The following is an 18740-nucleotide window of genomic DNA, read 5'->3' as shown; positions in this document are numbered from 1 at the left end:
AGGACAATGGAATACATTTTTTCTAAACTAAAAGGCGATAAATGGATCTGGATCATTGTGATCTTGCTATCCATTTGGTCACTATTAGCTGTTTATAGCTCAGTAGGCACCTTGGCATACAAGGAAGGAAAAGGTACAGAACTTTATTTATTCAAACACCTTTTCATCGTTGTTGCAGGTTTAGTGATGATGTATCTATCACATAAGTTGGATTACCGCTATTATGCTGGGATTTCCAAGTTGCTTATGGTAGTCACGATTCCATTGTTGTTATATACCCTTGTTTTCGGTAGCAAGGTAAATGATGCCAGTCGTTGGTTGACTATTCCCGTGATCAATCAGACTTTCCAGACTTCGGATTTGGCGAAATTGGCCTTGATTACCTTCTTGGCGAGGATGCTGTCCCGCAAACAAGAGGAGATCAAGGACGTGAAGAAATCCTTTATTCCGATAATGGGAGCGGTTTGTTTTGTATTCGTATTGATCGCTTGGGCAAACCTTTCCACAGCCTTGATGCTGTTTGGGGTGAGTGTATTGTTGTTGTTGATCGGTCGTATCAGTTTCAAACAGATTGCAGTGGTGTGTATGGGCGGAGGAGTGCTGTTGATGCTGGTGATCTTTATGGGGCCTAGACGAGCTACTTATATCAGCCGTATTCAAGGTTTCTTCAATACAGAAGAAGTGCATGAAGGGAAAGGGTCCTTTCAGGATGATAAAAACTACCAGGCAAACAATGCCAAGATAGCGATTGCTACGGGTGAGATGTTTGGTAAAGGTGTCGGTAACAGTGTTCAGCGTAACGTTTTGCCTCACCCATATTCAGATTTTATTTTCGCCATTATCATTGAGGAGTATGGCACGATCGGAGGGGCGGTGTTGCTCTTCCTGTATATAGCATTGATGTATCGATGTATCCGGATTGTCACCTTAAGTCCGCGGGCCTTCGGGGCATTTCTGGCAGCCGGGTTGGGCTTCAGTCTGACGATTCAGGCTTTGGCAAACATGGCGGTTGCCGTTGGTCTTGGACCAGTGACCGGGGTTCCTCTTCCATTAGTGAGTATGGGGGGAACATCGATCTTGTTTACGAGTGTAGCCTTAGGGATCATCCTAAGTGTGAGCCGTAATGTTGAAGAGTTGAAAGTTAAAGAAGAAAAAGAAGTTGTAAAGGCTCCACGCAAAGTGGTAGTTGGCTCAATTTAATTGAAATATTGAATGGCGCATCGAGTAATCATAAGTGGTGGTGGAACCGGAGGGCATATCTTCCCGGCGATAGCGATAGCCAATGCGTTAAAAAACCTGTCTCCAGATATTGAGATCCTGTTCGTAGGGGCCAATGGCAAAATTGAGATGGAAAGAGTACCGGCAGCGGGATATGAAATCGTAGGACTGGATATCGTTGGGATCAACCGTCAGTCCTTACTGAAAAATATAAGTCTTCCATTCAAGATGTTGAAAAGCTTGTGGAAGGCGAGGAAAGTTCTTAAAGAGTTTAAAGCGGAAGCGGCGATTGGTGTTGGCGGTTATGCATCTGGGCCATTATTGATGATGGCGAATATGATGGGGTTGCCGACGGTAATCCAAGAGCAGAATTCCTTTGCAGGGGTGACAAACAAAAAGTTGGGTGCTAAGGCCAAAAAGATCTGTGTTGCCTATGAAGGCATGGAAAGGTTCTTTCCGGCAGACCGCGTTTTGTTGACCGGTAATCCGATCCGTAAATCTTCAGTAGCCATTGAAGGTAAACGAGAGGAAGCTATCCATGCTTTTGGATTGGATCTGGACAAGAAAACCTTGTTGGTTACTGGTGGAAGCCTTGGTGCATTGACCTTGAATGATAGCATTAAAGCCGGTTTGGAGGAATTGGTGGCAGCAGGAATACAGGTAATCTGGCAATGTGGTAGCTACTACTACGAGAAATTGAATGCTGAACTGGCAGATCAATTACCGGAGACCATCAAGTTGATGCCATTCTTAGAGCGTATGGATTATGCTTATGCAGCAGCTGACGTTATCGTGGCGAGAGCAGGAGCAGGGACCATATCAGAATTATGCGTGGTAGGTAAGCCAGTGGTCTTGGTGCCATCGCCAAATGTAGCGGATGACCATCAGACCAAGAATGCAAATGCCCTGGTTGAAAAGGATGCCGCCCTGATGGTGAAAGATAATGTGGCTCGTGAAGAGCTGGTTCCTACGGTCTTGGCTTTGTTTCAGGAAGAAAGCAAGCAGAAAGAACTAGGCGAACATATTCTGAAATTGGCTTTGGCTGACGCAGATGAGGTGATCGCACAAGAAGTATTGAGTATAATAGAAAATAGAAAATGAATATCGACAAAATAAAAAGAGTTTATCTACTGGGTATCGGCGGAATCGGCATGAGCGGATTGGCTCGTTATTTTAGTCGTTTGGGCTGTGAGGTGGCCGGTTATGACCGTACCTCAACAGAGCTTACCAGAACATTAGAAGCGGAAGGCATGCCGATCAGTTATGCTGATGATGTGGATTCCGTTCCTGCTTCTTTTAAATCGGCAAGCGATGAAACCCTGATCATTTTCACACCTGCTATTCCAAAGGATCTAAAATTGAAAGCGTTTTTTGTTGATCACGGACATGAACTGTTCAAACGCTCTCAGGTACTTGGTTTTATCTCTGCAAGTAGATTTACCATTGCAGTTGCAGGTACACATGGAAAGACAACAACTTCGACCATGGTAGCACATGTTTTGAAACATTCTGGTTTTGATTGCTCAGCCTTCTTAGGCGGCATCAGTACCAATTATCAAAACAATGTTCTCTTTGGAGAAAATGATGTAGTGGTGGTTGAGGCCGATGAATATGATCGCTCATTCCTGACCCTGCATCCAAATATTGCCATCGTGACGTCTGCGGATGCGGATCACTTGGATATCTACGGCGATCCTCAGGAGTTGATTACTTCTTTTGAGATGTTCCTGGATAGGGTCGTAGATGACGGAAAGAAAATCGTAAAGATTGGATTGCCTTTTTCAGGTGATATCAGCTATGCAAGAGAGCAGGTCTGTGATGCCTATGCAGAAAATGTAAGGGTGGAAAATGGAGAGTTCTATTTTGATTACCACTCTGCAGATTTAGTGATCAAGGATATCCATTTAGGAATTCCAGGATTGCACAATGTTGAAAATGCAGTTGCGGCCATTACGGTTGCACATCTTTTGGATATCCCTGCTGATAAAATCGTTGCGGCATTATCTGATTTCCAAGGTGTGAAAAGACGCTTTGAATATATCGTGAAGTCTGATAAGAATGTGTACATCGATGATTATGCACATCATCCAGAAGAGTTGAGGGCTTTTTTGACCTCGATGAAAAAACTGTACCCAAACAAGAAATTGACGGTAGTTTTTCAACCGCACCTTTTCAGCAGGACAAGGGATTTTGTTGATGGCTTTGCAGAAGTGTTGGCCTTGGCAGATGAGTTGCTGTTGATGGAAATCTATCCGGCAAGGGAATTGCCAATCCCAGGTGTTGACTCAAGATGGTTGTTGAACAAGATCGAATTGGAAAACAAGCGTTTGGTAAGCCCAGAGGAAGTTCTAGAAATCGTGAAAACAGAAGATCCAGAATTATTGGTAACCGTTGGAGCTGGAGATATTGACAAATTGGTGAAACCTCTTAAAGAAGAATTGAACCATGCTAAATAGAATAAGAAATATACAATGGCGTCAAGTCGGCTATTTTTTCTTAGGATTAGTGGCCATCGTAGGTGTCGGCATGTTGATGAGCTTGGTCAACAAGAAAGACCAGGTGCAAGAATGTACCGCACTCAAAGTGATGGTAGAAGGAAAGGAGACTTTCATTGATCAGAATGATATTTCATCGATGATCAAGGAGAAGTTTGGAGCAGTGGTAGGCAAGCAATTGAACCAATTGCCATTGCAACAGATCGAAACGGAATTGAAAAAATCACCATATGTATCCAATGCTGATGTTCATATGGATATGGATGGTACAATGCGCGTTTCCGTTCAGCAGCGCGAGGTTGTTGTCAGGATCATCAATCAAGGTGGGCAGGAGTTCTATGTAGACTCCAAAGGAAATAAGATTCCAGTGACCTTAAAATATGTACCGCATGTCATGGTTGCAAACGGAAATATCAAAGAGGGCTATAAGAAATCTTTGGAGCCTGTACAGAGCCAGTTGGTGAAAGACCTGGTTAGGATCGTTGAGGAAACAAAAGCAGATGAGCTTTGGAGCAACCAGATCGTCCAACTTTATGTCAATGATGAAAGAGATATCGAGATTGTTCCTAGAGTGGGCAGCCAACAATTGATCATCGGAAATGCAGACTCTTTAAGCTACAAGTTGGAACGTTTGAAGAAGTTCTATACGCATATCCTTCCAAGAGTAGGCTCCGATGCATACAGCAAGGTGAACGTGAAGTATAGCGGACAGATCGTCTGCGAGCGCAAGGGTGATTGGTTTATCGATAGCCTGCAAATGAAAATTAACAAGAAGATTTAAGAAACAAATTACATACAGCATCAAACACAGCATATGAAACCTAGAATTGTAGAAAATGAAAAAGAAAATCCAATTATCGTTGGATTGGACATCGGTACGACAAAGATCTGCGTAACTGTAGGTCGTCGTAGTGGATCGAACAAGGTTGAGTTATTAGGTGTAGGGAAAGCGGAATCTGCCGGCGTAAATCGTGGAGTTGTTGCCAACATCCAGAAGACCGTTACAAGTATCCGTGAGGCTGTTGCTGTGGCTGAAGGTCAATCCAATGTTGACATCAAAGTTGTCAATGTAGGTATTGCCGGACAGCACATCAAGAGTATCCAACACCGTGGTATTTTAACAAAGAATGACGATGATGAAATCGGACGCCTGGATATCGAGCGTTTGATCTCGGACATGTACAAATTGGTACTGCCTCCGGGAGAGGAGATCATCCATGTCTTGCCACAAGAATTTACCATTGACAACGAACCTGGTATCAAGGAACCAATCGGTATGGCGGGAAGAAGAGTGGAAGCTAACTTCCATATCATTTCTGGTCGTGTTACCGACATCAAGAACATCAAGAGATGTGTGGACAACTCGGACCTTGAAGTTTCTGAATTGATTCTTGAACCTCTTGCATCATCCGAGGCTGTGTTGGATGAAGAGGAAAAGACTGCAGGTGTTGTGTTGGTGGATATCGGTGGTGGAACTACCGACGTTGCTATCTTCCATGAGGGCATCATCCGTCATACGGCTGTTATTCCTTTGGGAGGAAATATCGTTACGGAAGATATCCGTCAAGGTTGTGCCGTATTGCGCAATCAAGCTGAGCAATTGAAAGTACGTTACGGATCAGCTTTAGCCGATGAGAACAAAGAGAACGAGGTTATCTGTGTACCTGGTATCAGAGGAAGAGAAGCTAAAGAAATTTCCGTTAAGAACTTAGCATATATCATTCAAGCGAGAATGGAAGAGATCATCGAGCACGTGTTCTATGAAATCAAATCTTCAGGTTATGAAGACAAATTGATTGCAGGAATCGTGATCACTGGTGGTGGTGCACAATTAAAGCACTTGGTTCAATTGGTAGAATATATCACTGGAATCGATTGTCGAATTGGATATCCGAATGAATACCTTGCAAAAACCGATATGTTGAACAAGCAGGCATTTGAAGAATTGAAGAGCCCATTGTATGCAACCGGTATCGGTCTATTGATCAAAGGGATTCAGTCGATCGAGGAAGAAGAGAAACGGAATGAAGAGAAATTCATCAAAAAGACTGCGCCAACACAAGGAAAAGTGAAAGAAGGCGTTAAAGAAATAGCGGAAGGTCAAAACAAAAAAGAAGGGTGGTTGACTCGTTTTTTAGGCGATTGGATCAAAGATGGGGCGGATATAGACGACGACACATTCATCGGTAAGAAATAATTATCAACATCGACTTGTTTTTTCCACATTTTAACAAATGTGGAAAACTCTTGTTAAGAATTTGGTAATATTACATTAGAATTGTTGACTTGCGTTGTGTTAACGTAAAGGCTTGATGAAGAATTAAATAGGATAAAATATATGTCGATACAATTTGAAATGTTAAAGGAGAACTCATCAATTATCAAGGTAATTGGTGTAGGTGGGGGCGGCGGAAACGCAGTCAATCACATGTATAAGCAAGGAATTAGTGGTGTTGATTTCATAGTTTGCAATACAGATGCGCAAGCTTTGGAGCTTAGCCCTATTCCAAACAAGGTGCAATTGGGAGCGAGTCTTACAGAAGGTATGGGTGCTGGCGCTGATCCTGATGTTGGTGAAAACTCAGCTATCGAAAGTATTGAGGATATCAAACGCATGTTGGGTACCAATACAAAGATGCTTTTCATTACTGCAGGAATGGGTGGTGGTACTGGTACTGGAGCTAGTCCGGTGCTTGCCAAGGCAGCAAAGGAATTAGGAATCTTGACCGTTGCTATCGTTACAACTCCATTTACATTCGAAGGTAAACGTCGTCGTATGCAAGCAGAAGACGGTTTGGGAGAACTTCGCAAATACGTTGATTCTTATCTAGTTATTTCAAACGACCGTTTGCGCGAAATCTTCGGGAACCTGACGATGACTGCTGCATTTGCCAAAGCAGATGATATCTTGACCACTGCGGCCAAAGGTATAGCAGAGATCATCACCATCCCTGGATATGTAAACGTCGATTTCAAGGACGTTCGTACCGTAATGAACGATTCTGGTGTTGCGATCATGGGTAATGCTGTGGCAACAGGTGAACAACGTGCATTAGATGCTGTAACAGGCGCGTTGGCATCACCATTATTAAAAGACAATGAAATTGAAGGTGCTCGTTACATCCTATTGAACATTACTTCCGGTACCCGTGAAGTAACCATGGATGAGGTTGCGATCATTACAGACTATATCCAAGAAAAAGCTGGCCTTTCAGCTGACTTAATCTGGGGTAACTGTATCGATGCAAACTACGAAGAGGAACTTTCAGTAACCATAATCGCTACTGGTTTTCAGACTTCTGAAGAGCGTGTGAAGGAAAAAGAAATGGAAAAGATTGCCATTCCTTTGACTCCTGAGGTATCGACTTCAGCATTCGTTAAACCGGTAACGACCAATCAATTCGTGGATAGAAGCAATACTGAAGCTAGTGCTTTCGTGAAGCCTAGTACGCCAGTGGACTCGCCATCGAATCAAGCTCCACAAAGCGACTTGTTTTCAAACAAAGCAGCAGTAGCTGCCCAACAAGCAAATGCAGTGGAAAAAAACGAATCTCAAATCGTTCGCCATACATTGGAATTAGATGATAACTCTGATGTGGAAGAAATTGAGGAAGATCCAAATCCACATGGATTTGAATTAAAGACTTCGCCATCACTGTTCGAGTTCAAGTTGCCTACTGTATTTGATACATACAAACCTACCGAAGAGAAGGAAGAGCCAACTCCAGAACCAGTGAACGAAGTTGTTCAGCCAAAAGCTGAAATCGAGTTGGAAGAAGCGAAGAAAGAAGAAACTAATTTCGAAGATCAGTTGTTGAAAACCAAGGAGCGTATCCTTCGCCTGAAAGAACTGAGCATGAAGTTGAAATCTTCAAATGGTCTTCAAGAGCTTGAGAATGAGCCAGCTTACAAAAGAAAGCAAAAAACATTGGATGATGTTCCTCATTCCTCAGAATCTCAGGTTTCCCGTTTCACCCTATCTTTTGATGATGGTGAGACTGAAATCAGACCGAACAACTCCTTTCTACACGATAATGTAGATTAATCTTATCCTATTTAATAAATAAAGGGTGGCTTGAAAAGGTCACCTTTTTTGTTTTTTAGATTTTGTTTATAGAAAAAAGATGCTAATTTTAAGTGAGTTACTATTAAAAATTATAAATAAATCTAAAAGTTATGGCAAGTATTGATAAATTCAAAGAGTTGAAGTCTCTAATTGACGGATTAGAAAATGACGCAGACAAGTTTTTTGCAAAAGGGAATAGTGCCGCTGGTACACGAGTAAGAAAAGGCCTGCAGGATATCAAGACATTAGCTCAAGATCTACGCCTAGGAATCCAAGGTCTGAAAAACAAGAAATAAAGATCTTTAAACCCTATTAAGAACTAAGCCCATTATTGGGCTTTTTTTATGTGTATATTCGAATAAACTAGATATAAGATGAAACAGATCCAGAATCCCATTTGGCTGATGAGCTCCGCATACGACCAGTTGGGACAATCCGAACTATTAGATACTGCTGCCCAATTAGGTGCGCAGGGAATTGATCTCTGTGTGTTCCGTAAGGATGGTTCCAGGGCTGACCATACCGCTACCCATTTGGATTACGAAGGCTTCGGTCCAGAGGAGGCCAAAAGAACATTGGAAGCCTTCAATAATAAAGGGCTAAGGCTGTCTTTGGGGGCTTTTGAGAACATGATCGGCGGTGATGAGGGGGAAAGGCTGAAAAACCAGGACCATCTCTTAAAACTGATTAGAATAGCTCATTTGCTGGGTGGAGATGAAAACAATGTCATGGTGGGGACATTCGTAGGCTATAACCATGAGCTGGGTAACCAAATCGACGGCTTCCAAAAGAACCTCGATGAATATAAACGGGTTTTCGAGCCCATCATCCGCTATGCAGAAGACCTGGGCGTAACGGTGGTCTACGAAAACTGTCCGATGGAAGGATGGCGTTCCTCTCGTTACACAAGTACCTTCAACAACCTGCCCGGCGTATTGGCAGCTCGCAAACTAATGTACACGATGATCCCTAGCAAGGCACATGGAGAGATATACGATCCTTCCCATGATATCTGGCAGAATACAGATCCCGTGGAGGTAATTGAAGAAATGGATATCGAGCGATTGAAGCGTGTACATGTAAAAACAACTAGGATGCTGAGCAGCAAGGCTAGGGTAGAGTGGGGCGGAATGTATCCCATGCAGCAGGTGCATGCTGAACTTGCTAAACGAGCGGGTGTCAGTGTGCCCCAGAGCGATTGGGACCGTCATCATTATACCGCGATGCTTCCGGGTTTTGGAGGTACTGATGATATGGACTGGAACAGCTTTGCGGAGGTTCTGCACGAGCGCGGCTTTTCAGGGCCCTTTGAAATTGAAAACGAAGCGAAGAATTCCAAGGACACGCATAATATGGCGGCGATCAACCAAGGTGCCAAAGCCTGTATCAGCTTCCTTTCGCCATTGCTCTGGAAGCTAGATGCCAATGGATATGAATTTACCGAGCAGAAGCCTTTAAATGTAGTTTCGCGAGAAGACATTCCCGTGAAGAGCATGGCTGATCTGACCTAAGGGTTTTAAACCATAGGCAGAAGATAAAAAAATAAGGAATAACCGTTTGGTTATTCCTTATCTGCGTTCATTTTGAACAGCGATATCAAATCTGGGATGTTGTGTACACCCAGTTTCTCGAAGATTCTACTCTTATAGGTACTCACTGTGGATGAGCTTAGGTTCAACCTGTTTGAAACCTCAATGATTCCCAATCCTTCTATTAAGTGTCTCGCCACGTCCATTTCGCGATTAGAAAGTTTGTACAGAGGGTTCAGGCTATCCACCTTGGATTTACTGGTCGTCAATTTTTGAACATAGAGGTCCTTAATGGCTTCTGACATATAGCGTCCGCGTTCAAAAATGCTATTGATGGCATTGGTGAATTCGGTCATGCTAGTCGTTTTATTGACATAGCCCGCTGCACCAGCCTCTATATAGCGAAGGGCGTACAGGGTCTCGTCATAAGAAGAAAAGACTAAGATTTTTAAGTCAGGTTGAATGTCCAACAACTCCTTGATCACCTTGATGTTATTTCCTCCCGGCATATTGATATCTAGGAGAAGTAAATCAAAATGTGTTGTCTTTAATTGTGCAAATACCTCATCATATGTTTGCGCATGGACTATCTCAACCGCTTTTAAAGTCTCTTTAATGGCAGTTGAAACCCCCAGTCGGACAATAATATGGTCGTCGGCTATTAATATTTTTTTCATAAAGTTATTACACAAATTACCCTAGATTCACATGATTTTTTTTATTTCTCAACGTATAGATTTGGGTTGAAAAATTGTATTTAGTAGTTAATTTGTTTCCTCAAATATAATAATTTTATATGTATTCGTTCTCTTTAAAAAATAATTTAAAGTTTTGTGTGCGGCTACTTCAGTACAAGTACCTAGTATACAATAAAAATACTCATTTATTTTGAAAATAATTTTAGTTTGTGAATGTAAACCGCTTTTTTTGTAAGATATTCAATACATTACACAACTATTAAGGGAAAAACAATTTAAACATATTATATTCACTTTTAGACTATTTAACTTATGGGATTTTTAAAAGAATTTAAAGAATTCGCTATGCGCGGCAGCGTGATTGATCTAGCTGTCGGTGTTGTTATCGGTGGCGCGTTTGGAAAGATCGTTACCTCCTTGGTCGATGATATCATCATGCCTCCTATTGGATTCATCACCGGTGGTGTGGATTTCTCCGCCATGAAGTATGTTATCAAAGAAGGAAACGAAGCAGCAGGTGTTGCCGAAGTAGCCGTAACGTATGGTAACTTCATCAACGTGTTGATCCAGTTCCTGATCATTGCTTTCTGTATTTTCTTGGTGATTAAAGGGATCAATTCTTTGAAAAGAGAAGAACCAAAAGAACCAGAAGCAGCTCCAGCTCCTACAAAAGAGGAAGCATTGCTTGCTGAGATTCGCGATATTTTAAAAAATAAATAAGCATAAAATATATGCTCTAAAGCAAATTATGAGGGTTATTGGCCCAAATAATTTGCTTTTTTTTATTTATTAGATTTAGAGTGTTGCGTATGTGTGAAATAAACTTTATTTTTGCATTCCTCTTTTGAGGGATAATTTGATTAAAAGTATTAAAACAAGCATAAAAGCGTCATGAAGAGAACATTTCAACCTTCGCAAAGAAAAAGAAGAAATAAACACGGATTCAGAGAGCGTATGAGCTCTGCAAATGGTAGAAGAGTACTTGCTGCTCGTAGAGCAAAAGGAAGAAAACGCCTTTCAGTTTCTGACGAAAGCCGTCACAAAGGTTAATCTTGCGCTCGCCGGTGATATAGGGACCGCGCTGTTTTAGCCGGCTTTATGGTCATCGTGATGAAAAAATATACATTTAAAAAAGAAGAACGATTATGTAGCAAAAGGTCTATTGACGATCTTTTCCATAATGGTTCTTCTTTTGTTGTATATCCTTTCCGAGTGGTTTACCTTAGCCAGCCCGCCAGTCCCGAACAGCAATTCCCCGCTCAGGTCATTACCTCGGTCCCCAAGAAACGCTTCAAAAAAGCAGTGGACCGAAACCGTATCAAAAGACTTACCCGGGAATGTTACAGGCTCGAGAAAGACAAACTCTATTCCTTTTTGCAAGATCATTCCTTAAATTTGTTGCTGGCCATTCAGTACGTAAGTAATGAAAAGCTACCTATGGAAACGCTTCAGGGCAAGCTTGGTCAATTGATCGGTAAACTAGAACATGAAATATCTAAATCTAATCTGGGAGAAAGGAATTAAGTTACCCATAAAGTGGCTTTTTTTGCTCATAATCAAGATTTACCAGCTATTTCTATCGCCATTGCTCGGCGCTAGCTGTCGATATTCCCCAACCTGTTCCCAATACGGCAAAGAAGCAATTCTTAAGCACGGCCCTTTCAAGGGTGGTTGGCTAACTATTAAACGTATTGCCCGTTGCAACCCTTGGGGTGGACATGGGCACGATCCAGTCCCTTAATTCACTATGTCAAATTCGTATATCCTTTCCATCGAGACTGCGACCAATCTGTGTTCAGTTTCTCTTTCCAATCATGGTCAAAATCTATGCAGCGTAGTCGGCAATGAGCCCAATCTTCATGCGACCAAACTGACCGTTTTCATCCAGGAATTAATGGATAAGGCTGCCATGTCCCTCGATCAGCTTGCCGCAGTTGCCGTAAGCATGGGGCCAGGATCTTATACCGGATTGCGAATTGGCGTCTCTACGGCAAAAGGACTGTGTTACGCCTTGGATATCCCGCTTATCGCCAATAATACCTTAGAAGCGCTAAAAGACGGTTTCATGGCCAAATATCCCCAAAGTGATCATAAGGTGCTACTGTTGCCAATGATCGATGCAAGACGGAGAGAGGTTTATACCGCAGTATTCCACACAGACGGAAGCCTGTATAAGGAAACTGAAGCCTTGATCATCGATGAACATACATTTGATGGTTACCTGAACGATGGATACCGACTGATACTTTTCGGTTCAGGTGCAGATAAGTTTATGCCTACGTTTGAAAATAACGATCAGGTTCAGGTCATTGCTGGCTTCGATTCCATTGCCAACTTCCAGGATGAAGTTTCCTACAAGAAATTTGTGGATCAGAAATTTGAAGATGTGGCCTATTTTGAGCCTTTCTATCTCAAAGATTTTGTGGCTACTACGCCCAAGAAATCGCCTTTATTATAACCATCTTTTCCTTTTGAACCAGATGTAGATCATTAGGGAAACCAAGATCATCAAGATCCAGACTGCAGGATAGCCTAGCAACCATTCCAGTTCGGGCATATATTTGAAGTTCATCCCATATACCCCGACGATAAAGGTCAATGGCATAAAGAACACCGAGATAATGGTCAGGATGCGCATGATCTCATTTGTGTGGTTGGATTCTATGTTAAAGTAAACAGAAAGCAACTGAGCCGTGTTTTCAGCAATATTCCTATACAAGGTGTTCGTTCTGGAGTAAATGTCCCTAAGGTCCTGCGTATAGATGTTCTGGTATTCCGGCATATGGAAATAGTCCACAATGTCCTTGTACAGGGTTAGGATTATCTTGATAAGGTCTACCTGCCTTTTCAGGTAATAAAGCTTCATCAGGAAGGGTTTCCGCTTTCTGTGCAAAAACACGATCTCTTCATAATCATCCAGTTTCTCGGCCAAATCATTGATCACCAGGTTTTCGAAAGTTTTCAGCGATTGCGATACCAAGCTGTTGACCAGGCTCTTGCTGGACTTCAGCTTTTTATTGGTCTTGTCCAGTTCAATCAGTTCATTGAGCAATGGGATTTCATTCCTGTGGACCGTTATGATGAAATCTTCATCATAAAAGACCGAAATACGTAAGGTGATATCCGCTAAGGTATCCGAATTTTCCGGAAAGGAATCTGCAATGGAACGCAAGATCAGGAAGTGGTAATTGTCGAATTCCTCAATCTTGGGAAGATGGCCAATTTCCAAACAATCCTTGATGGAAGCGTCGTTCAGGTCGTATTTTGCCTTGAGTTCGATAAAGTCCTCTAGGGTAGGGTCCAGGATCTCGTACCAATCGTAACCATTTTCTTCTTTTCGGAGGATATGTCGTACCATGTATTTCGTTTAAAGATGAAATTTAGTGAGATTCCATTAAATTACAAATTTGATTTGTAAGGCTAGGCATGTCTTTGACAGTTTTTTGGGGAACTGTAGGGCATAAAAAATGCCCCGATAGATCGGGGCATCTCCATAATTTTCTTTACTGCTTATTTTTTGTCAGCAGCGCTTTTGTCTTTATATTCCTTGTTTAGGGCATCTAAAACTTCGTTTGTGATGTCCATTTTAGGATCAGCATACAATACCGCAGGATTGGTTTTTGAATAGGTCAATACCAATTTGTAACCTTTTCCTTCTGAGTGTTTCTTCAGGTGGTCGGTAATGGTGGTGTACACTTTAGTGAATTCAGTCTGTTCTTCTTGCGCAATGGAAGTAGATGCATTTTGGTCCATACGGCCAAGGTCATTTTGGTGTCTTACCAAACGCTCTTCTGTAGCTTGACGCTCCGAAGCGCTCATGGTCGCTGCTTTTTGTTGGTATTCAGCTAGTTCACGTTGGTAAGCTTGTCCTTTCGCTTGAAGGTCGCTCTGAGCTTTTTTCACTTTAGCTTCCAGTTTAGTGCGAACGTCTTTGAAATATTGGTATTTCTCAGAAAGAGTATCCGAGTTTACATATGCGATTTTGTCAGTAGGGTCAGGTGTAGTAGCGGTAGTTGTTGCTGCAGATGGTGATTTTTCTGCTTGGGTACTAGCCTGTTGATTACAAGATACGATTGCTGCAGTAGCAACAAGACCTAAGGTAATTTTTAATAGTTTATTCATTCTGTGTTTTATATTTCGATATTCTTAATGACAAACCTAATATAAAAATTTCAATTATTCTAAAAACGCCGCTATTTCCTATGGAATTTAAATAGTGAAATAATGTTAATTTTGCTCGTTCACGTTGCCTTTTTTATTTGATTATTAGGGGAAAATTTCGTATTTTTGAAAGTTAATCAACAGTAATTTTAAAGGATTTTCATGAGCGAAGAAAATAAAAATGCATCTACGTATTCAGCGGATAATATCCAGGTATTAGAAGGATTAGAAGCTGTACGTAAGCGCCCTTCCATGTACATCGGTGATACAGGCGTAAAAGGCCTACATCACTTGGTTTATGAAGTAGTCGATAACTCTATCGATGAAGCTGTTGCCGGTTATTGTAACGACATCGTCGTAACCATTCTAAAATCTAACGGTGTATCTGTACGCGACAATGGTCGTGGTATTCCAACAGGAATCAATAAAAAAGAAAAGAAATCTGCTTTAGAGCTTGTAATGACTGTATTGCACGCCGGTGGTAAATTCGACAAGGATACCTATAAGGTGTCCGGAGGTTTGCACGGTGTGGGGGTTTCCTGTGTGAATGCCCTTTCCACTCATTTACGCGCTGAAGTACATAGAGAAGGTAAGATCTTTGTCCAAGAATATGCACAAGGAAAACCTCAGGCTGATGTAAAAGAAATCGGTACCAGTGATGTCACAGGAACCATTGTTACATTCATTCCTGATCCGGAAATCTTTACCACTACTACCGTATATAACTACGATACCTTAGCAAACCGTCTTAGAGAGCTTTCTTTCTTGAACAAAGGCATTAAGTTGACCTTGATCGATGAAAGGGAAATCTTGGACAATGGCGAGTTTAAGAAAAATGTATACCTGTCAGAAGGTGGTCTTCAAGAATTCGTGAAATTCCTGGACGGTAATAGAACCGCTCTGATCCCTGAACCAATATATGTGGAAGGTATCAAACAAGGCGTTCCTGTTGAACTTGCCCTGCAATACAACGATACGTACTCCGAGAATGTTCATTCTTATGTAAATAACATCAATACCATCGAAGGTGGTTCTCACGTTGCTGGTTTCCGTAGAGGATTGACCCGTACCCTGAAGAAATACGCTGACGATTCGGGTCTATTGAAAAACTTAAAAGTCGAGATCACCGGTGATGACTTCCGTGAAGGACTTACTGCGGTAATCTCGGTAAAAGTTGCAGAACCTCAATTCGAGGGACAGACCAAAACCAAATTGGGTAACTCGGAAGTAATGGGTGCCGTAGATGTTGCCGTAGGCGAGATCTTGAGCTCTTATTTGGAAGAGAACCCGAAAGAGGCTAAGCAAATCGTTCAGAAGGTAGTGATAGCTGCCCAAGCACGTGCTGCTGCGCGTAAGGCAAGAGAATTGGTGCAACGTAAAACCGTAATGGGTGGTTCCGGACTTCCTGGTAAACTGGCCGACTGTTCGGATAGGGATCCTGAAAGATGTGAGATTTTCTTCGTCGAGGGGGACTCAGCGGGTGGAACGGCGAAACAAGGCCGTGACCGTGCTACTCAGGCCATCATGCCTTTACGTGGTAAGATCTTGAACGTGGAAAAAGCCATGGAACACAAGATCTATGAAAATGAAGAGATCAAGAACATGTTCACTGCATTAGGCGTGTCGATCGGTACTGCCGAAGATTCCAAAGCCTTGAACATTGATAAACTTCGTTACCACAAGATCATCATCATGACGGATGCCGACGTCGATGGTTCGCACATTGCAACCTTGTTGTTGACTTTCTATTTCCGTTACATGAAAGAATTGATTGAACGTGGCTATGTCTATATCGCTACTCCACCATTATATTTGGTGAAGAAAGGTAAAGATTTCGAATACGCTTGGACCGAAGATCAGCGTCTGGCAGCAATCCAACGCTTAAAAGGTGCAGGTAAAGAAGATAGCGTACATGTTCAACGTTATAAAGGTCTTGGAGAGATGAACGCTGAGCAGTTATGGGATACGACCATGGATCCTGAAAAACGTACGCTTCGCCAAGTCACCATTGAGAACGCTGCTGAATGTGACCGTATCTTCTCCATGCTAATGGGTGATGAGGTTGCGCCACGTAGAGAGTTCATCGAAGCGAATGCGCGTTACGCAAAAATAGATATCTAAGAATAGATAAAAATATAAGTTTCACAGAGTAAAGGTGGTCAGAAGTAATTTTGACCACCTTTACTTTTTCTTAACATGAATTTGCCATGAATTTTTCCCCCATTCTGATTTTGGTCTTATTCGGGACATATTCGGAATTTTCGCAATATGGCCCGAACATGCCTCGAACAAGAGTAAGGTAAAGTTTTCCAACTTTTTTCGATTTTTTTATTTTTCAACCCTATTTTTCTTTAGGTTTTTTCCCCTTTCCCTGTCCTGATCTTCAGCTGTACTTTACCAAAAATTATTTTACAGTACCGTACCCTTAGCCTTAGTTTAAAATTGAAATCATTCCCGATTAACAGAGGGCAACGATATTTAGCATGAAAACCCGAGTGTGGATTTGTATTGCTTTTTTGAATGAATAGTATATTTCGTTGTTTGCTTTCCCATTTTGCCCTATGCCTTTTTTCATGTTCTGTACTTGCCCAAAATGAAAGTGAAACCGAAGAAATAATAGTCAACCAGATTCTGGATGAAAGTGAAGTAGATGCAGGTCTTTCCGACTATGCAGAAGCTTTATCTCAATACTTAAAGCGACCCCTGGATTTGAACAAGGTAACAGCAGCGGATCTAAATCAATTGATTTTCCTTTCACCATTTCAGGTACAGCAGATCCTGCTACACCGCGAGAAAGCTGGACCATTTATCTCTACCTTGGAACTTCAGGCTATTCCAAGCATCAATCTAGAAACTTTAGAAAGACTGCTTCCCTTTGTCAGGGTCAATGAAAACCTTTTGGATGGAGATGGGCATTGGCGCGAATTGCTCAAGGATCCAGGTGGATCTTGGATGATGACCTATTCCCGTGGATTGCAGGTGCCTAGAGGTTATGAGATTGCCGATCCTAAGCGCTCAAGGTATTTGGGCAGTCCAGACAGGATCATCAACCGTATCCGCTGGAATGCCCGAAAGAAGCTTAAGGTCAGCCTCAACATGAAGAAAGATGCGGGTGAACCCTTTTCGATAAAGGGTAAAAGGATGGGATTCGATTATTATTCAGGATCGATCTTGATCAATAAGCTAGGACCTTTTGAGCAGATTGTTGTGGGCGATTATCTTTTACAGTTTGGTCAAGGCCTTTCCTTATGGAATGGATCTGTAGTGGGTAGGTCAGCATCTGTTGCAAACATTATGCAACAGGGATTGGGGATCAGGCCGCATACAGGAATGATGGAAAGTAAATTTATGCGTGGCTTGGCGATTCGGATCAAGAGGAAAAGCTTTGAGCTAAGCCCTTTTTTTTCCTACAATAACCTCTCGGCCAGCCTAAATACCGAAGGCAAAGAACCCTTTGTCGAGCGCATCAATTATTCTGGATTACATCGAACGCCCACGGAATGGAAAAATCGAAAAAGGCTCAATCAAATGGTCTACGGAATTCAGGTGGGTTATCTGAATGAACGTTTTAAAGTAGGGGCAAATCTTTTGAATACGCAATTCAGCTTACCCCTAAAGCTAAATACGAAAGCCCACAGCCGGTATAGATTTGAAGGTCAAAATTTACAGAACGTTTCTGCCTACTATCAATACAATCTATACAACATGTTGCTATTTGGAGAATCAGCACATTCCATTGGATCAGGCTGGGCCCATAACCATGGATTGATAGCAGCGCTGGGAAGGAAGTTTTCTGCTTCCATTTCCTATAGAGATTATGCGAAAGATTATCATGCTTTCTTTGCTCAGTCTCTTCAGGCACAATCTCATTTGTCCAATGAAAAAGCCTGGAGCCTGGGTTTCGCCTTTCAACCAAACCGGAAAATAGAATGGATGAATAGCATAGACTATGTAAAATTTCCTTGGATGAAATTCAGGACCAAAGAAGCTTCCTATTCCTTTCAGGGACGCACCCAAATAAGTTATATCTGGTATAAGAAAGGGCATCTGCGATTACGGTATCAATATAAATTCTATCAGGAGAACTATCGTGCTACGCAAAAGGGATCAATAGCTGTGGCAGATGTAGCCAGGCAACAGGCGAGGCTGATCTTCCTGTACAAGCTCAATAATTCGGTACAGATTGGACATCAGATGGAAGTGAAAGAGTTCCATAAAAGCAACTTGGGGAAAAAGCATGGTTTCATGGCATATCAAGATTTGATCTGGAATAAACCTACCTGGCGGATCGGGGGGAACCTCCGCTTGGCCTATTTCAATGCTGAATCCTATGAATCGCGATTATATGCTTACGAAAGGGATGTACTGTATGGATTTTCATTTCCATCTTATTTTCGAAAGGGCTTTCGCGCCTACCTCAACCAAAAAATAAGACCTATTAAAGGGATTGATATTTGGCTCAGGTATGCCCTGACACACTATCTAGGTCAAACGCAGATAGGCTCTGGCTTGGATCAGATATCGGGGAATATAAAGTCGGATATAAAATTGCAAATCCGTTATTCCTGGTGAT

The 18740-nt window shown here is 42.0% G+C and carries 18 protein-coding genes; 15 read left to right on the top strand and 3 right to left on the bottom strand.

The genetic code is table 11. The annotated features are described in order from the left end of the window. The first annotated feature begins 6 nt into the window (after positions 1 to 6). The 8 genes from NMK93_RS14950 (at position 7) to NMK93_RS14915 (ending at position 9290) form a co-directional block, all read left to right on the top strand. The gene (locus tag NMK93_RS14950) at positions 7 to 1200 is read left to right on the top strand and encodes an FtsW/RodA/SpoVE family cell cycle protein (protein WP_185214340.1); all 1194 of its coding nucleotides are present in this window, start codon (positions 7 to 9) and stop codon (positions 1198 to 1200) included. 12 nt (positions 1201 to 1212) lie between these two features. Beyond that, complete coding sequence (gene murG, locus NMK93_RS14945) at positions 1213 to 2319, top strand: undecaprenyldiphospho-muramoylpentapeptide beta-N-acetylglucosaminyltransferase (protein WP_254530135.1); 1107 nt, start codon at positions 1213 to 1215, stop codon at positions 2317 to 2319. After that, complete coding sequence (gene murC / locus NMK93_RS14940; RefSeq protein ID WP_254530133.1) at positions 2316 to 3674, top strand: UDP-N-acetylmuramate--L-alanine ligase; 1359 nt, start codon at positions 2316 to 2318, stop codon at positions 3672 to 3674. The genes murG and murC overlap by 4 nt, the downstream gene beginning before the upstream one ends. Continuing rightward, positions 3664 to 4494, top strand: coding sequence for a cell division protein FtsQ (locus NMK93_RS14935; RefSeq protein WP_185214343.1), 831 nt, complete (start codon positions 3664 to 3666; stop codon positions 4492 to 4494). Before murC ends, NMK93_RS14935 begins: the two co-directional genes overlap by 11 nt. Positions 4495 to 4527: 33 nt before the next feature. After that, the gene (gene ftsA, locus NMK93_RS14930) at positions 4528 to 5910 is read left to right on the top strand and encodes a cell division protein FtsA (RefSeq protein ID WP_185214344.1); all 1383 of its coding nucleotides are present in this window, start codon (positions 4528 to 4530) and stop codon (positions 5908 to 5910) included. A gap of 141 nt (positions 5911 to 6051) precedes the next feature. Then, entirely contained in the window at positions 6052 to 7758 is a 1707-nt protein-coding gene (ftsZ, locus tag NMK93_RS14925; protein ID WP_185214345.1) for a cell division protein FtsZ, read from the top strand. Between the two features lie 131 nt (positions 7759 to 7889). Then, a complete protein-coding gene (locus NMK93_RS14920) occupies positions 7890 to 8075 on the top strand; it encodes a histone H1 (RefSeq protein ID WP_185214346.1) in 186 nt (61 codons plus the stop codon). Between the two features lie 78 nt (positions 8076 to 8153). After that, entirely contained in the window at positions 8154 to 9290 is a 1137-nt protein-coding gene (locus NMK93_RS14915) for a sugar phosphate isomerase/epimerase (RefSeq protein ID WP_185214347.1), read from the top strand. 50 nt (positions 9291 to 9340) lie between these two features. On the opposite strand, the gene NMK93_RS14910 is transcribed toward NMK93_RS14915, so the two are convergent. Further along, the gene (locus tag NMK93_RS14910; protein WP_185214348.1) at positions 9341 to 9985 is read right to left on the bottom strand and encodes a response regulator transcription factor; all 645 of its coding nucleotides are present in this window, start codon (positions 9983 to 9985) and stop codon (positions 9341 to 9343) included. A gap of 333 nt (positions 9986 to 10318) precedes the next feature. On the opposite strand from NMK93_RS14910, the gene mscL reads away from it, so the two are divergent. The 5 genes from mscL (at position 10319) to tsaB (ending at position 12464) form a co-directional block, all read left to right on the top strand. Continuing rightward, on the top strand, positions 10319 to 10726 hold the full coding sequence (gene mscL, locus NMK93_RS14905) for a large-conductance mechanosensitive channel protein MscL (RefSeq protein ID WP_185214349.1): 408 nt from the start codon (positions 10319 to 10321) through the stop codon (positions 10724 to 10726). Between the two features lie 171 nt (positions 10727 to 10897). Beyond that, positions 10898 to 11056 (top strand): 50S ribosomal protein L34, encoded by a 159-nt coding sequence (gene rpmH / locus NMK93_RS14900; RefSeq protein WP_093098370.1) that lies wholly within the window; start codon positions 10898 to 10900, stop codon positions 11054 to 11056. A gap of 60 nt (positions 11057 to 11116) precedes the next feature. Beyond that, positions 11117 to 11530: a ribonuclease P protein component gene (locus tag NMK93_RS14895; protein ID WP_185214350.1), complete on the top strand. Its 414-nt coding sequence runs from the start codon at positions 11117 to 11119 to the stop codon at positions 11528 to 11530. Then, positions 11493 to 11747 (top strand): membrane protein insertion efficiency factor YidD, encoded by a 255-nt coding sequence (yidD, locus tag NMK93_RS14890; protein WP_185214351.1) that lies wholly within the window; start codon positions 11493 to 11495, stop codon positions 11745 to 11747. The genes NMK93_RS14895 and yidD overlap by 38 nt, the downstream gene beginning before the upstream one ends. A 6-nt stretch (positions 11748 to 11753) precedes the next feature. Beyond that, positions 11754 to 12464, top strand: a complete 711-nt coding sequence (gene tsaB / locus NMK93_RS14885; RefSeq protein ID WP_254530130.1) for a tRNA (adenosine(37)-N6)-threonylcarbamoyltransferase complex dimerization subunit type 1 TsaB — start codon at positions 11754 to 11756, stop codon at positions 12462 to 12464. On the opposite strand, the gene NMK93_RS14880 is transcribed toward tsaB, so the two are convergent. Together NMK93_RS14880 and NMK93_RS14875 are read right to left on the bottom strand one after the other, a co-directional pair. Further along, positions 12459 to 13364: a CorA family divalent cation transporter gene (locus tag NMK93_RS14880; RefSeq protein WP_185214353.1), complete on the bottom strand. Its 906-nt coding sequence runs from the start codon at positions 13362 to 13364 to the stop codon at positions 12459 to 12461. The genes tsaB and NMK93_RS14880 overlap by 6 nt on opposite strands. A 152-nt stretch (positions 13365 to 13516) precedes the next feature. Beyond that, positions 13517 to 14128: an OmpH family outer membrane protein gene (locus NMK93_RS14875; RefSeq protein WP_093098363.1), complete on the bottom strand. Its 612-nt coding sequence runs from the start codon at positions 14126 to 14128 to the stop codon at positions 13517 to 13519. 201 nt (positions 14129 to 14329) lie between these two features. Here NMK93_RS14875 and gyrB point away from each other — a divergent pair, with 201 nt between their 5' ends. Then, a complete protein-coding gene (gene gyrB / locus NMK93_RS14870) occupies positions 14330 to 16288 on the top strand; it encodes a DNA topoisomerase (ATP-hydrolyzing) subunit B (RefSeq protein WP_185214354.1) in 1959 nt (652 codons plus the stop codon). 399 nt (positions 16289 to 16687) lie between these two features. Next, positions 16688 to 18739: a helix-hairpin-helix domain-containing protein gene (locus tag NMK93_RS14865; RefSeq protein WP_254530128.1), complete on the top strand. Its 2052-nt coding sequence runs from the start codon at positions 16688 to 16690 to the stop codon at positions 18737 to 18739. Position 18740 lies beyond the last annotated feature (1 nt).

The organism is Sphingobacterium sp. LZ7M1 (genome assembly GCF_024296865.1).
Taxonomy (GTDB): Bacteria; Bacteroidota; Bacteroidia; order Sphingobacteriales; family Sphingobacteriaceae; genus Sphingobacterium.
The sequence above is the reverse complement of the archived record's forward strand: the minus strand, read 5'-3'. Positions and strand labels throughout refer to the sequence as shown.